10 protein-coding genes are annotated in these 14,308 nt (G+C 71.0%); 3 read left to right on the top strand and 7 right to left on the bottom strand.

Features of this window, described 5'->3' with window-relative positions:
- Together mgrA and H4696_RS11535 are read right to left on the bottom strand one after the other, a co-directional pair.
- Complete coding sequence (gene mgrA / locus H4696_RS11530; protein WP_086861458.1) at window positions 1-996, bottom strand: L-glyceraldehyde 3-phosphate reductase; 996 nt, start codon at window positions 994-996, stop codon at window positions 1-3.
- 27 nt (window positions 997-1,023) lie between these two features.
- Complete coding sequence (locus H4696_RS11535) at window positions 1,024-2,217, bottom strand: AGE family epimerase/isomerase (protein ID WP_086861459.1); 1,194 nt, start codon at window positions 2,215-2,217, stop codon at window positions 1,024-1,026.
- 156 nt (window positions 2,218-2,373) lie between these two features.
- On the opposite strand from H4696_RS11535, the gene H4696_RS11540 reads away from it, so the two are divergent.
- A complete protein-coding gene (locus H4696_RS11540) occupies window positions 2,374-3,435 on the top strand; it encodes a lytic polysaccharide monooxygenase (RefSeq protein ID WP_086861460.1) in 1,062 nt (353 codons plus the stop codon).
- A 115-nt stretch (window positions 3,436-3,550) separates the two neighbouring features.
- Here H4696_RS11540 and H4696_RS11545 read toward each other — a convergent pair whose 3' ends face one another.
- Window positions 3,551-4,498 carry a LacI family DNA-binding transcriptional regulator gene (locus H4696_RS11545; RefSeq protein WP_086861461.1) on the bottom strand — a complete coding sequence of 316 codons (948 nt, stop codon included), beginning with the start codon at window positions 4,496-4,498 and terminating at the stop codon, window positions 3,551-3,553.
- Between the two features lie 140 nt (window positions 4,499-4,638).
- Between H4696_RS11545 and H4696_RS11550 the strand changes: the two genes are divergently transcribed.
- Both H4696_RS11550 and H4696_RS11555 read left to right on the top strand, forming a co-directional pair.
- On the top strand, window positions 4,639-5,910 hold the full coding sequence (locus H4696_RS11550; protein ID WP_086861462.1) for an ABC transporter substrate-binding protein: 1,272 nt from the start codon (window positions 4,639-4,641) through the stop codon (window positions 5,908-5,910).
- A 66-nt stretch (window positions 5,911-5,976) separates the two neighbouring features.
- Window positions 5,977-6,495, top strand: coding sequence for a GNAT family N-acetyltransferase (locus tag H4696_RS11555; protein WP_086861466.1), 519 nt, complete (start codon window positions 5,977-5,979; stop codon window positions 6,493-6,495).
- A 52-nt stretch (window positions 6,496-6,547) separates the two neighbouring features.
- On the opposite strand, the gene H4696_RS11560 is transcribed toward H4696_RS11555, so the two are convergent.
- The 4 genes from H4696_RS11560 to H4696_RS11575 all read right to left on the bottom strand — a co-directional run bounded on the left by H4696_RS11560 (window position 6,548) and on the right by H4696_RS11575 (window position 14,297).
- Window positions 6,548-8,356 carry a glycoside hydrolase family 6 protein gene (locus tag H4696_RS11560; protein WP_086861463.1) on the bottom strand — a complete coding sequence of 603 codons (1,809 nt, stop codon included), beginning with the start codon at window positions 8,354-8,356 and terminating at the stop codon, window positions 6,548-6,550.
- Between the two features lie 31 nt (window positions 8,357-8,387).
- Complete coding sequence (locus H4696_RS11565) at window positions 8,388-9,908, bottom strand: cellulase family glycosylhydrolase (protein WP_086861464.1); 1,521 nt, start codon at window positions 9,906-9,908, stop codon at window positions 8,388-8,390.
- Between the two features lie 10 nt (window positions 9,909-9,918).
- Complete coding sequence (locus tag H4696_RS11570) at window positions 9,919-12,849, bottom strand: glycoside hydrolase family 48 protein (protein ID WP_192782254.1); 2,931 nt, start codon at window positions 12,847-12,849, stop codon at window positions 9,919-9,921.
- A 452-nt stretch (window positions 12,850-13,301) separates the two neighbouring features.
- The gene (locus tag H4696_RS11575; RefSeq protein WP_192782255.1) at window positions 13,302-14,297 is read right to left on the bottom strand and encodes a LacI family DNA-binding transcriptional regulator; all 996 of its coding nucleotides are present in this window, start codon (window positions 14,295-14,297) and stop codon (window positions 13,302-13,304) included.
- Window positions 14,298-14,308 lie beyond the last annotated feature (11 nt).

The raw sequence follows: 14,308 nt of genomic DNA on the forward strand, positions 1-14,308 counted from the left end.
CTACCGGGCGGCGATCCGGTCGATCTCGGCCAGCTCCTCGTCGGTGAACTCCAGGTTCGCGGTGGCCGCGACGGTGTTCTCCAGCTGCGCGACGCTGCTCGCGCCGATCAGCGCGGACGTGACGCGCCCGCGGCGCAGCACCCAGGCGATGGCGAGCTGGGCCAGCGTTTGCCCGCGCCGCTCGGCGACGTCGTTCAGCGCGCGGATCTTGTCCAGCGTCTCCTCGGTGAGGCGGTCGCGGGTCAGGAACGGGCTCGCGCCCGCCGCCCGCGAGTCGGCCGGGACGCCGTCGAGGTAGCGGTCGGTCAGCAGGCCCTGGCTCAGCGGCGAGTAGGCGATCGAGCCGGTGCCGTGCGCTTCGAGGGTGTCGAGGAGGCCGTCCTCGACCCACCGGTTGAGGATCGAGTACGACGGCTGGTGGAGCAGCAGCGGCGTGCCCAGCTCGCGCAGCACCCGGATGGCGGCCTCGGTCTGCTCGGGCGAGTAGTTGGAGATCCCCGCGTACAGCGCCTTGCCCGACCGGACGGCGGTGTCGAGGGCACCCATGGTCTCCTCGATCGGCGTCTCCGGGTCCGGGCGGTGGGAGTAGAAGACGTCGAAGTGGTCCAGTCCGGTGCGGGCGAGGCTCTGGTCCAGGCTGGCGAGCAGGTTCTTGCGCGAGCCCCATTCGCCGTAGGGGCCGTCCCACATCAGGTAGCCCGCCTTGGACGACACCAGGATTTCGTCGCGGTAGGGCCGGAAGTCGGCCGCGTAGTGCCGCCCGAAGTTCGCCTCGGCCGCGCCGGGCGGCGGGCCGTAGTTGTTGGCCAGGTCGAAGTGCGTCACGCCGAGGTCGAACGCCCGGCGCAGCACCGCCCGCTGGACGTCGAGGGGCTTGTCGTCCCCGAAGTTGTGCCAGAGGCCGAGCGACACGGCGGGCAGCTTCAGCCCGCTGCGCCCGGCCCGCCGGTACGGCATTTCCGCGTACCGGTCCCCGGCGGCGGCGAAAGGCGACATGGTTCTCCTCAGTCGATCACGGAAAGTCTAACGACGCGGGGCGAGCGCGCCGGCGAACGACGCGGCCGGCGGCAGCGCGGGCAGCAGCGTCGCCTGGTAGGCGTGGTAGATGTCCGGCTTGCCCGCCCACACCGTCGCGGCCGGGCGGTTCTCCGGGTCGAGTTCGTGGTGCCACGAGCCGAGTTCCCGATCGGCGAAGCAGGCTTCGGCGTGGGCGCACCACTCGCGGAACCGCTCGAGGTACGCCGGCTCGCCGGTTTCCTGGTGCAGCGTCCACGCGGCGGCGATCGCCTCCGCGACGACCCAGTGCAGCCGCGTGCGCACGACCGGCGTCCCGGCGAAGTCGGTGGTGTAGACGAATCCCGGGCGCCCGTCGACGGCCCAGCCGGTCCGGGTCGCGGTCTCGAACAGCGCCGCCGCGTCGGGGACGAGCCAGTCCGGCGCTTCGGCGCCGAGCGCACACTTGAGGTGCACGGCCAGGCGCGCCCACTCGAAGAGGTGCCCGATCGTCGCGCCGAACGGGCGGAAGGGGTGCGCGGGCTCGTCCCGGTTGAACTCCAGGCGCACCCGCCAGGCCGGGTCGTAGTGCTCGGGAAGCAGCCAGCCGTGCGCGCGGGCTTCGCCGTGCACCAGGTGGTCCACAATGGACAGCGCCCGGGTGGCCCAGACCCGGTCGCCGGTGACGTCGGCGGCGGCCAGGAACGCCTCGACGGTGTGCATGTTCGCGTTGGCCCCGCGGTAGTCCTCCAGGTGCGTCCAGCCGCGGTCCCAGACGTCGGCGACGCGCCCCGGCCCCGGCTCCCAGAAGCGGCGTTCGACGACGTCGAGCGCTTCGGCCAGCAGGTCTTCCGCGCCGTCGGCTCCGGCGGCCGCCGCGCTCGACGCGGCCAGGACGACGAAGGCGTGCTCGTAGGCACGCTTCTCTGACAACGTTGTCGTCGCGTACCAGCCGCCGTGGCCGGGGTCGCGGAGCAGACCGGTCAGGGCCTCGACGCCGTGCGCGACCTGCGCTTCGGCCGCTTCGCCCTGCAGTTGCGCCAGCGCGAAGACGTGCGTCATCCGGCAGGTGATCCAGGTTTCGACGGGCCGGTCGAGCACCGGCCGGCCGGCGTCGTCAAGCCAGGCGAACCCGCCGCCGGGGTGCGCTGCCCGCGCGGCGAAGCCGAGCAGCCGGAGGGGTTCGGCCCGCACCCAGGCGGGGACCGGAGACGGACTTTCCACGCTGTGCCTTTCTCGGTGATCGACGACCTCCGCCAACGTAGGCCAAGGCGGCCGCCCCGGTCACCGCGGGCTGTTCCGGAAGTGACCGCCACCGCGTAAACTGACCTTGAGAGCGCTCCCAGTCTTCGACGCACGCTACCCGACGAAGGGACAGACGTGACCAGGAGACGAAGTACGATCCTCGCCGCCGTCACCGTGCTGCTGGCGAGCCTGACCGCCATCCTGCTGAACACCGGGACGGCCGAGGCGCACGGCGCGATGATGAAACCGGGCAGCCGGACCTTCCTGTGCTGGCAGGACGGGCTCAGCTCGACCGGGCAGATCATCCCCCAGAACCCGGCCTGTTCGGCCGCGGTGAACACCAGCGGCGCCAACTCGCTGTACAACTGGTTCGCCGTGCTGCGCTCCGACGGCGCCGGGCGCACGCGCGGGTTCATCCCGGACGGGAAGCTGTGCTCCGGCGGCAACCCGAATTACGCCGGCTTCGACCAGGTCGGCGACTGGCCCCTGACCCACCTGACGTCCGGCGCGACGTTCGACTTCTCCTACAACGCGTGGGCCGCGCACCCCGGCTGGTTCTACACCTACGTCACGAAGGACGGCTGGAACCCGAACCAGCCGCTGACCTGGGACTCCCTGGAGGACCAGCCCTTCCTGACGATCGACCACCCGCCGGTGACCGGCCAGGTCGGCACGGTCGACGGCCAGTACAAGTGGTCCGGCGCGCTGCCGTCGAACAAGTCCGGCCGGCACATCATCTATTCGGTCTGGAAGCGCTCCGACAGCGCCGAGACGTTCTACGGCTGCTCTGACGTCACCTTCGACGGCGGCCACGGCGAAGTCACCGGCGTGAAGGACCCGGGTACGCCGACGACGACCCCGACCACGCCGACCAGTCCCCCGCCGCCGGACGGCTCGTGCATGGCGATGTACGAGATCACCAACGCGTGGAGCGGCGGCTACCAGGCCACGGTGACGGTGATGAACCACGGCACGACCGCGTACAACGGCTGGCAGGCGGGCTGGACACTGCCCGCGGGCCAGACGGTCGGCAGTGTCTGGAACGGCACGCTGAGCCAGTCCGGTTCGGTGGTGACGGTCCGCAATGCCGACTGGAACGGCCGGGTGGCCCCGGACGGCCAGACCACCTTCGGCCTGGTCGTCAACGCGACGGGCAGCAACCCGGCCCAGCCTTCGCCGACCTGCCAAGGAAGCTGACCGTCCGCTGTGGACCGTTCAAGCGCCCCAATGTGGCGTTCGGTGCGTCTGACGCACCGAACGCCACATTGGGTGCGCTGGACGCAACCAACGCCACATTGGGGCGCTTGGGGGCTCACCCGCGGGCGGGTCCGGTGCTCCCCCGCGTCACCAGTGTCGGCCGCGGCGCGCACACGTCCGCCGCTTCCTCGCCCACCAGCAGCTCCCGCAGAACGACCGCCGCGAGGGCGCCCAGCTCCGCCAAGGGCCGCCGGACCGCCGTGAGCGCCGGGCGGACCAGCCGGCACAGCGGCGAGTCGTCCCACGACACCACCGAAACGTCGCCCGGCACCGCCAGGCCCAGCTCACGGGCCGCGGCCAGGGCGGCGACCGCCAGCACGTCCGTGTCGCACACCAGCGCCGTCGGCGGCCGCGGCACCGCCAGCACGCGGTGGGCCACCCCGGCACCCGCCTCCACGCTGCCCGCGTCGGCCGTGCCCACCTCCAGGAAGCCCATGCGGGCCGCCGCCGCGGTGAACGCGTCCGCGCGCGCCGCCGGGTCGGCGAACACCGCCGGGCCCGCGATCCGGACCACCCGGCGGTGCCCGAGCGCGGCCAGGTAGCCGAGCACCTCGCCGGCCGCCGCGGCGTCGTCCACCCACACCGAAGGGACGCCCGGTGGCCCGGGTGGCCCGCCCAGCCGCACCGCGGGCACGCCGGGCGCCGGGCACCGCGGGCCGGCGAGCAGCAGCCCGTCCACCCGGCGCTGCCCCAGCCCGCGGACGGGCAGCAGCAGCGACACCGGCCCGAGCTCGCGCTCGACGCCTTCCAGCAGCGCCACCAGGAACGGCTCGACGCCGAGCACGTCCGGGGCCCGGTCCAGGACCAGGCCGATCGCCCCCGTCCGGCCGCCGGCCAGTGCCCGCGCGGTGGTGCTCGGCGACCAGCCGAGGCGGCGGGCGATCTCGGTGATCCGCTGCCGGGTCGCTTCGGAGACGCCGGGGCGGCCGTTGAGCGCGTACGAGACGGCACCCTTCGACACCCCCGCTTCCCGCGCGATGTCCGTGATCGTCGGCCGCTTCACCGCGCTCCTCCGTTCGCCCGGTGTCCGTCCGGACACCCGCCGTCGCGCACCTTGACAACCCGCCGCGGCCGGAACGAGACTCGCCCCCGGGAGCGCTCCCAATCACGAGGGAGTGATTTGTGAACGGGGAGTGCGCGCGCATGAAGCAGATCCGAAGACGGCTGGCCGCGGCCGTCGCATTTGTCTTGCTGGTCCTGACCGCGGGCTGCGGTCCGGCCACGCCCGAAAAGATCACGCTGACACTGGCGACGTTCGGGCAGTTCGGCTACGAGGACCTGATCCCCGGCTACGAATTCACCCACCCCGGGCTCACGGTGCGGCAGGTCCGCACCGAGCAGGGCGGCCCCTACCACCAGGACCTGCTGGCCAAGCTGCAGAACGGCGGGGAGCTCGCCGACATCCAGGCCGTTGAGGAGGGGCACCTCGCCGACGTGCTCGCGCAGGCGGGGAAGTTCACCGACCTGGCCAAGGCCGGCCCCGCCGACGTCCGGCCCGGCCGGTGGCTGGAGTGGAAGTACGAAGCGGGCCGCAGCAAGGACGGCAAGCTCGTCGGATACGGCACCGACATCGGCCCGCTCGCCATGTGCTACCGCAAGGACCTGCTCGAAGCGGCCGGCCTGCCGACCGATCCCGGTTCGGTGAAGACGATGTTCGCGTCCTGGGACAGCTATTTCCAGGCCGGCGAGCGGTACGTCAAGCGCTCCAAGGGCAAGGCGTGGTTCGACTCCGCGGCGCAGAACTTCAACGCCATGGTCAACCAGCTCCCGACCGGCTACCTGGACCACGACGACCACTCCACCCTGGACACGAACACCGCGCTGCGCGACGCCTGGAACCAGGTCACCACGGCGGTGAAGCAGGGCCAGTCGGCGGGGCTCACCGCGTTCGCCGACGACGGGAACAACGGCCTGCGCACCGGCGCCTTCGCGACGAAGGTCTGTCCTTCCTGGATGCTCGGCGTCATCGAGCAGCAAGCGGGCCTCGCCAACGCGGGCAAGTGGGCGATCACCGACGCGTTCCCGAACGGCGGCGGCAACTGGGGTGGCTCGTACCTGACCGTCCCCGCCTCGAGCCCGCACCAGAAGGAGGCCGCCGCGCTCGCCGCCTGGCTGACCGCGCCCGAGCAGCAGCTGCACGCGTTCCGGGTGAGCGGGAACTTCCCGAGCCAGGTCGAGGCCTTCACCTCCCCCGACCTGCTGAGCGAGATGAACGGCTACTTCGGCGGCGCGCTGAGCGGCCAGGTCTTCGTCGCCCAGGCGCAGAAAGTCGGGAAACCGCAGTACAAGGGCCCTGGCGACGGCAAGATCCAGGAGACGGTGATCGCACCCGCGCTCAAGTCCGTCGAGCAGGGCGCCGACCCGGCCGCGGTCTGGGAGCAGGTGCTGATCGGGGTGCACCGGGTCGTGCCCTGAGGCCGGGCCGCGCGCCGCGGCGAAACCCGCTCGCGCCGGGGCCGGGCCGTTGGCAGGGTGACCGTCATGACCGACCTCGCCCCGCTCCTCGGCCACCCCGTCCGCCGTCCCGGACCGGACGACCACCTGCCCGTGCTCGCCGTCCTGGACACCTGGTGGGGCGGGCTCGGTGGCGAAGAGGGCTCCCGTCAACGGGCCCTGCTCCTGCCGAAGCTCATGTTCCAGCACTTCACCCGCAGCAGCTTCCTGGTGACCGGCGACGACCGGATCGTCGCGTTCCTGATCGGGTTCCTCTCGCCGTCGCGGCCGGCCGAGAGCTACATCCACTTCGTCGGGGTCGATCCGGCCGAACGCGGGCGTGGCCTGGGCGCGGCGCTGTACGAGCGCTTCTTCGCCCACAGCCGCGAGAACGGGCGCTCGGTGGTGCGGGCGATCACGTCGCCGGTCAACAAGGGTTCGCACGCGTTCCACACCCGGATGGGGTTCGTCACCGAACCAGGACCGAAGGAGTTCGAGGGGTTGCCGGTCCAGCCCGACTACGACGGGCCGGGCCTGGACCGGCTGAGTTTCCGCAAGGATCTCTGAGTGGAGCCCGGGCCGGACGGCGGCTGCGCGGCACCGCCCGGCCCGGAAACCGTTACTGCACCGGCGGGTAGGCGTTCTGGACCAGTTCCTCGAACTGGGCCTCGAACCACTTGCCGGACAGTGGCGCGTTCGGCAGCGCACCGGTCAGGTTGCCGCCGTTGGCCTGCTGGCTGCCGTGGAAGGTCGGGTCGCACATCTGGTCGAAACCCTTGCCTTCGTCGTTCGGGATCTGCGAGCTCGCGCCGTCGGACTCACCCGGCGGCTTGATCCAGACGTAGGCGTCGAAGTGCGCCGCCGGCGAGGCCGTCGGCCGCACGCCCAGCCCGGCTCCGCTCTGGTTGCACCAGTTGCCGCGGTGCAGCCGCCGGTCGATCCGGCCGGAGTTGACGTAGCTGTCCACAGTGGACCCCGACGCGCCGCTCGGCCGGGCCGAGCCGCCCCAGCCGTTGCGGGAGGTGTCGATCAGCATGCCGATGCCGCTCGGCAGGCCCGCGGAGACGAACGCGTTGTACATCGCCGTCGCGAACGGAACCTCCGAGAAGTACGGGTTCCACTGGTAGAACGTCGCCGACTTGAGCTGCTGCCCGCCGACGGTCAGGTTCGGATCGGGCAGGTTCGGCTCGGTCAGCGGGGTGTAGTTCGCCGTGTCGCTGATGAAGCCGTCGATGCTGTTCACCCCGGCCGTCGTGCCCTGCAGCACCTGCTTGACCAGGTTCACGAACGGGCCGAAGTTGCTGTCCCAGCCCAGCCACGCCGAGTGCGCGATGTCCAGGTAGTTGTAGACGTTGGAGATCGCGTGCAGCTTGTTCAGCGCGTACTGGATGCCCTGGGTGTACGCCCCGGTGGACTGCGCTTCGGCGCACTTGGCCGTCGAGGTGTTGGTGATCAGGTTGGGCAGCGAGTCCGGTTCGACGACCGCGACGACCCGCAGCGGCGCGTACTTCGCGTCCGAGAGGATCGAAGCGATCGGGTCGATGTACTCGCTCTTGTAGCGGGCCAGGCCGTCCGTGCCGGCCTGCAGCTCACCGTTGGACGCCAGCGCCGCGCAGTCGCGGTTGGGCAGGTCGTAGACGACGATCTGGATCGTCACCGGCGTCCCGCCGCTCGCCTGGCTCAGCGCCGCGTCGAGGTGCCCGCGCAGGCCGCGAGCGCTCGACGTGCCCTCGATCGCCGCGATCCGGTCCAGCCACACGGCGGTGGAGGTGTTGGCGACCTTGGCCATCTGGGTGCCGAGCGTGCCGCCCTTGGCCGCGGCCGCGGCCGACACCTCCGACGACCAGTCCGGGTTGACGTACCCCTTCGCCCCGGAGTACGGGTTGTCCACGTGGGTCCCGGGCTGGGGCGTCGTGGTCGGTCCCGTCGGGGTCGTGGGCGTCGTGGGGGTGGTCGGCGTGGTCGGGGTCGTCGGCGTGGTGGACGGGCCACCCGTGGTGCCGTCGCAGACGACGCCGTTCAGGGTGAACGTCGCGGGCACGGCGTTCGTGCCGGAGTACGAGCCGTTGAAGCCGAAGCTCGCCGTCGCGTTCGACCCGAGCGCGCCGCCCCACGAGGGGTTCTTCGCGCTCACGTGCTTGCCGCTCTGGCTGAACGTGGCGCTCCAGCCCTGCTGCACCTGCTGGTTGCCGGCGAAGTCCCACTGGACGTCCCAGCTCGTGAGGGCGTCGCCGAGGTTGGTCACCGCGAGGTTCGCGGTGAAGCCGGTGTCCCACTGGTTGACGGTGTAGGTGACCTTGCACCCGGTGGCGGCGGTCGCCGGGCTGCCGCCGGCCACCAGCAGCCCCGCGACGACCGCGGCGGCCGTCACCGAGGAAGCCGCGGCGAGCCGCACCTTCCTCTTCGGGGACCAGAATTCACTCCTCATCGAGTGTGCTCCTTCGTGTTCGGTGGACGGGTCAGGTGGTGCAGGCGGTCGCGCCGACGGCGAAGCCGCTCGGCGAGCCGGTCGAGGCGCCGGTCGCCTGGAAGCCGATCGACGTCGAGGCGCCGCCGGCCAGGTCGGGCGCCCAGGTCGGCGCCTTCGCGGTCGCTTGCTGCCCGGATTGGGTGACGGTGGCGCCCCAGCCGCCGGTGATCTGCACTCCCGAAGGCTCGGTCCAGCCGAGCGCCCAGGTCTTCAACGGCGACGTCCCGGTGTTCTTGAGGGTCACCGAGGCGACGAAGCCGCCCTGCCACGTGTTGTCGACGTGGTAGGTGACCGCGCAGCTCACCGCGGGTGGCGGATCGGTCGTCCCGCCGCCCGAGCCCACGGGCGGGATGAGGTAGGGCTGCAGGATCGCCTGCTTGGCCTGGTTGACCGTCGTCCAGTCGTCGTTGAGGATGCCGCCGGTGTCCCCGGAGTTGGGGTTCCACGACCAGTACGTGAAGCTCATCCCGGAGGTCCCGGTGCCGGCGTACTTCATCAGTTCCTGCAGCCACGTCTTGTCGCGCGGGTCGGCGAGGGTGGTGCCGAACTCGCCGAGCAGCACCGGCGCGATGTTCTGCTTCTGCAGGTAGCCGAAGAAGTGGTCCCACAGCGCCGGCAGGTTCGCCGGGAAGGACGGGTCGGAGAACCACGGCTGGGCGAACACCGAAGTCGCGTACTCGTGCGCCGAGTAGACGAGCTTGTCCGGTTTGGACAGCCGCACCGGGAACTGCTGTGCCCCGGAGAGGTTTCCGCCCCACCAGCCGCACTGCGGGTCGCCGGTGCCGCTGACGCAGTCCACGCCCTCGACGATGACCAGCCAGTCCGGGTTGGCCGCGAGCACGGCGTTGCCACCGCGTTCGGCGGCCAGGCGCCAGTCGGTCGCGGTGTCACCGCAGCCCCAGCACGCTCCCCCGCCACCCTGGATCGAGTGCGGTTCGTTGTGCAGGTCGGCGCCGATCACCGTGGTGTTGCCCTTGTAGTGCTGGGCGAGCATCGTCCAGTCCGACAGCCACCGGCTTTCCGGGTACGCGCTGGTGTACCAGAGCGGGGACTGCGCACCGGAGTCCGGCCGGTGCTGGTCGAGGATCACGCGCATGCCCTTGGTCCCGGCGTAGGCGATGATCTTGTCGAGCACCTGCAGCCCGGACAGCCCCTGCAGGTCCGGGTTCTGGACGGCGTCGATGCTGGTGGGTTTCGACCCGCTGTCGAACAGCTGGTTGGAGTACGGCAGCCGCAGCGTGTTGTAGCCGAGGCCCGCCATCTGGTCGAGCATGTCCTTGTAGTTGCGGCTCCACAGACCGTGCGGCGAGTAGTTGCCGGTCTCCGCGCCGAACCAGTTGATCCCGGTCATCCGGACCGGGGTCCCGGTCGCGTCGACGAGCTGGGAACCGTTGGCGTGCCAGTAACCCGTCCCGGTCCCGGAAGCGGCGGAGGCCGCGGTGGCCGGGGACGCCGTGAGAACGGCGCCCCCGACCAGTGCGGCGACCACCAAGGAGAGCAGTCGCTTCATCGAGTGCCTTTCAGCCGAACAGGGCGACGTGCGCGGCGAACGCCGTGGCGATCTCCGACTGCGCCCAGAACCGGTGGTAGGTGAACGTCGGCGCGGCGCCACCGTCCAGGTAGGACTGGACCTTCGGCCACTGCGGGTCGCTCTTGTAGAAGGAGCGGATCGACAGGAACGTCGAGCTGGAGCTGATCGCGTCGCCGTTCGGCATCGTGCCGGTCCACCCGGTGGGCACGTACAGCCCCTGGTCCGTGGTGGCGTTGTAGGTGTCGTCGAACCGGTTGTAGTCCGTCCGGGTCTCCGGCACCGCGATGCCCTTGGTGTCGGTGTTCGCCGAGAGCGCCGTGAGCAGCTGCTCCCCGACGGTCTTGGCCTGGGCGTTGCTCGACCCCGACGCGTAGTAGAGCAGCGTCTTGGCCAGCGAGGCCGCGACCCCGACGTCCTGGCTGAAGTTCTTCACCGTGACGTGCAGGCTCGTGTTCGAGCCCGGGCTGGTGGCGTTCCAGGTGTCCGGAGCGCCGCTCCAGGTCAGGTCGGCCGGGATCTGGAAGCTCCCGCCGGCGCCGACCGTGGTGTTCGCGATCGCCCAGGGGACCCACTTGTCGAGGATCTTCTTGGCGCGCGCGTCGCCGGTCGCCTGGTAGTACTCGGCGATCCGCTCCATGCCCCACGTCTGGAAGCCGAACCACTGGTTGCTCGGCGGGTCGTGCCAGACCGGCTGCTGGTCGTAGAACATCCCGTAGAACGTCGGCGTGCCGGACGGCGGGGTGCCGTACTGGCCTTCCCAGCTGTTGGTCGCGCCGCCGGCGAGCCCGCCTTCGGACGACTGCAGCCACTGCAGGAACTCCAGCTGCCGGCCGAGGCTGGTCGCCCAGTCGCTCGCGCCGGTCGCCGAGGTGACCTTCAGCCCCGGGTCGGCCGACAGCGCGTACGCGGCCAGCGGGTTCTGGTAGCCCTGGTGGGCCGCACCGTCACCGATGCGCCAGGCCCACGCGCTGGCCGAGTCCATCGACCCGCCCCAGGCGTAGTACCAGGAGACCAGGTAGTGCTCGCTGTCCTTGCCGGTGCCCGCGGCGCAGGTGGACGCGCCGACGCAGTTGCCGATCTTCTTGAAGTACTTGTCGAACAGCGAGTACCGGAGGTAGTCGCCCATCTTCGACGCCTTCTTCACGACCGCGGAGACGTCGGCGCTCTTGCCCTGCGCCGCCGCCCACTTCTCGGCCTGGAAGGCCACCTGCACGGCGCGGGCGTCCGCGTCGGGCGCGTCGGTGTACTTCCACTGCTTCGCGTACGACGAGTCGCCGGTGAACAGGTCGAGGTAACCGTTCTTGCCGCCGAACTTCAGGATGTCGCAGCTGGGCTGGGTGACCGTCTCCCAGACCGACTCCTGCGACCCGCGCTGGAAGGTGTTGATGAACGCGGGCGCGGTGTTCGTGCCGTCCTCGCAGTGGCCGAACTTGTAGATGTTGTCGACGTCGAGCAGCCAGTGCATGCCGTAGACGTCCGCCGAGCCGTAGGCCGCCTTGAGCTCGGCCGCGATCGGGTCGGCCCCGACGGAGACGCCGGACTGCAGCTGCGACGGGTACTGCTTCGGGCTCGGGTACTCGGCCGCGTAGGTCGCCGGCTTGCTCGCGTTGTAGCCGGAGTTGCCGGGCTGGTCGGTCGCGGACGGGATCGCGTAGGTCTCGATCGACGTCCAGGCCTGGTTGAACGGGGCCCAGTCACCGGTGATCCGGCCGTAGGACGCTTCCAGCCACAGGTAGTAGCTGAACGCCTCCGACGTCGTCTCGTGCCCGTGGTCCGGTGCCTCGACGATCAGCGTCTCGATCGAGTGGTAGGGCACCAGGATGTTCCCGAACTTGCGGAAGTAGCCGTTGTTCGGGTCCTTGATCTTGTTGTACTGCGTGAGGAACGCGAGCTGGTAGTCCGAAGTGGACGACGAGATCTCGTTGACCGTCACCGTCGCGGCGGTGTAGCCGCTGCTGCTCGCGGTGAAGGTCGCGCTGCCCAGATCTCCCCCGTTGTCGGCGCTCTTCACCGTGACGTTCTGCGGCGTGTTCCAGTCCGTCGTCGAGAAGCTGAGGCTCGTCGGCGTCGCAGAGAGGTCGGTGCTGCCCGCGGTCCGCGCGACGGTGACCGTGACCGGCGCGGTGGGCGCCCCGGCGAGGCTGACCGCGAACGTCGTCGTGCCGCCCTGCTTGACCTGCGCGGTCGCCGGGGTGGCGACGATCGTGGGTCCGGAGAGGACCTTCACGCTGACCGGGGTGGACGACGTGCTCGCGCCCTTGTTGTCGTAGGCCTTGGCCGTGATCGAGTAGGTCCCGGCCGGGACGTTGCCCCAGCTGCCTTCGAACGGCGCGGCCGTGTCGGTGGCCAGCAGCGTGTCCCCGGCGTAGAACTCGACCTTGCTCACGGTGCCGTCGCTGTCCGCGGCGGTCGCGGCGAGCGGGATCGACGCGGGTGCGTAGTAGGTGCCGCTCGCGGTGGGCGAGGTCAGGGTGACCGTCGGCGCCTTGTTGGCACCCGTGCACGCCGTGCCGTTGACGGAGAAGTCGGTCGGTGGCCGGTTGGCGGAGCCCTTCGACCCGTTGAAGCCGAAGCTGGTGCTCGCCCCGGTGTCGAGGTGGCCGTTGTAGGAGAGGTTCGTCGCGGTGACCGCGGCGCCGGACTGGGCGAAGGTGGCGCTCCAGCCTTGCTGGACCTTCTGGCCGTCGAGGAAGGTCCAGCCGACCTTCCAGCTGTCGAGCGGCGAGCCGTCGTTGCGCAGCGAGACGTTGGCGGTGAACCCGGTGTCCCAGTCGTTGGTGGTGTAGGTGACGGAACAGGCGACATCGGCGCCGAGCGCCGGGGGTGGTGCGACCAGCGCGGCGGCGGCCGCGACCGTGGCCGTGACCAGGGCCAGGCCGCGCGACCGGCGCAATCTGCGCCATCGGGGAGAGGAACGCATGGCTGCGGAACTCCTTTGTCCGTAGGGAGCCAGCGATCTGGGAGCGCTTCCAGGCGCAGACGGTAGCCAGCCGGAAACCTGGATGTAAAGAATCGAGTCAGAAGGACACCTCGCCCGCGGACGTCACTTCTGCGCACCGGGCGAACGACGGCTCACTGAACACTCCTGAACAGCTCCACCCGAAAGTGGGTACGCCACCTGTTCGGCGTAGTGAAGTGGTGACTTGGAGTGTTGAGGAAACGCTGTTTAGCGCCGAAAGCGTACATCTCGGCCCGCGAGGTGCCGCCCAGCGAGACCGCACGCTGGACCGGGGTGCGGGATCGTGCGCGGCCGAACGAGCGCACGGCGTGCTCCGCGTGCCGGACCCGGCCCGCCGGGCGCGCCCGCGTTTCAGCCAGCACAGCCGCACACCCGGCGGCTCGGCAAAGGTCAAGACACCTCGGCGAGGGAGTTCAGCTCGAGGCGCGCACCGCCAGCGACACCGGCAGTATCTGCTGCCGCGGCTTCAAGCTCTGGTCGTCGAGCAGCTGCAGCAGCGTCTCCACCATCGCGTGCACCTGCTCCCGCGGGTCCTGGTGCACCGACGTCAGCGGCGGGTCCATCGCCGGGGCGAGGGTGGCGTTGTCGTCGAAGCTGACCACCGCGACGTCGGCCGGGATGCGGCGGCCGGCCGCGTCCAGCGTGCGCAGGGCGCCCACCGCCATCATGTCGCTCGCCACGAACACCGCGTCGAGGTCCGCGTGGCGGGCCAGCAGCGCGGACATCGCGTTCGCGCCGCCGGACAGCGTGAAGTCGGCCTCTTCGGCCAGGTCGGCGGGGTCGAGGCCGGCGTCGAGGAGTGTCTTGCGCCAGCCCGCGAGGCGGTCGATCGAGGCGCTCTGGTCCTGCGGGCCGGCGATCGTCCCGATCCGCCGGCGCCCGGCCGCGACCAGGTGTTCCACCGCCAGGCGCGCGCCGCCTTCGTTGTCGAAGTCGACCACGTGGACGCCGCGGCGGATGCCGGCGGCCTGGCCGCCGAAGACCACCGGGATGCGCAGCAGTCGCAGGGCCTTGGGGAGCGGGTCCGCGCGGTGCGGCGCGAACACCAGTGCGCCGTCGACGTGGCCGCCTTCGAGGAAGCGGACGGTCTTGCTCAGGTCCTCGCGCGTGTCGCTGAAGATGAGCACCATCTGGCGGCCGACGTCGGCGAGTTCGCGGTACCCCGCGCGCATGACGGACGTCCGGTACGGGTCGTCGAGGAGCCGGTTTTCCGGCTCCGAGAGCACCACGGCGATCGCGCCGGTGCGGCGGGTGACCAGCGAGCGGGCCGCCTGGTTCGGGGAATAGCCCAGGTCACGGGCCGCGGCTTGGACCTTCTCGCGCGCCGCCGCGCTGACGTACGCGTCGTCGTTCAGCGCGCGCGACGCCGTCGACCGCGACACGCCGGCGAACGCCGCGACGTCCTCCAACGTCGGCCGCT

It is taken from the genome of Amycolatopsis lexingtonensis, assembly GCF_014873755.1.
Taxonomy (GTDB): Bacteria; Actinomycetota; Actinomycetes; order Mycobacteriales; family Pseudonocardiaceae; genus Amycolatopsis; species Amycolatopsis lexingtonensis.

Bases quoted from the DNA above. Each gene is read 5' to 3' on its own strand.
- mgrA (WP_086861458.1), bottom strand. From the start codon at position 996: ATGTCGCCTTTCGCCGCCGCCGGGGACCGGTACGCGGAAATGCCGTAC.
- H4696_RS11550 (WP_086861462.1), top strand. From the start codon at position 4,639: ATGAAGCAGATCCGAAGACGGCTGGCCGCGGCCGTCGCATTTGTCTTG.
- H4696_RS11555 (WP_086861466.1), top strand. From the start codon at position 5,977: ATGACCGACCTCGCCCCGCTCCTCGGCCACCCCGTCCGCCGTCCCGGA.
- H4696_RS11560 (WP_086861463.1), bottom strand. From the start codon at position 8,356: ATGAGGAGTGAATTCTGGTCCCCGAAGAGGAAGGTGCGGCTCGCCGCG.
- H4696_RS11565 (WP_086861464.1), bottom strand. From the start codon at position 9,908: ATGAAGCGACTGCTCTCCTTGGTGGTCGCCGCACTGGTCGGGGGCGCC.
- H4696_RS11570 (WP_192782254.1), bottom strand. From the start codon at position 12,849: ATGCGTTCCTCTCCCCGATGGCGCAGATTGCGCCGGTCGCGCGGCCTG.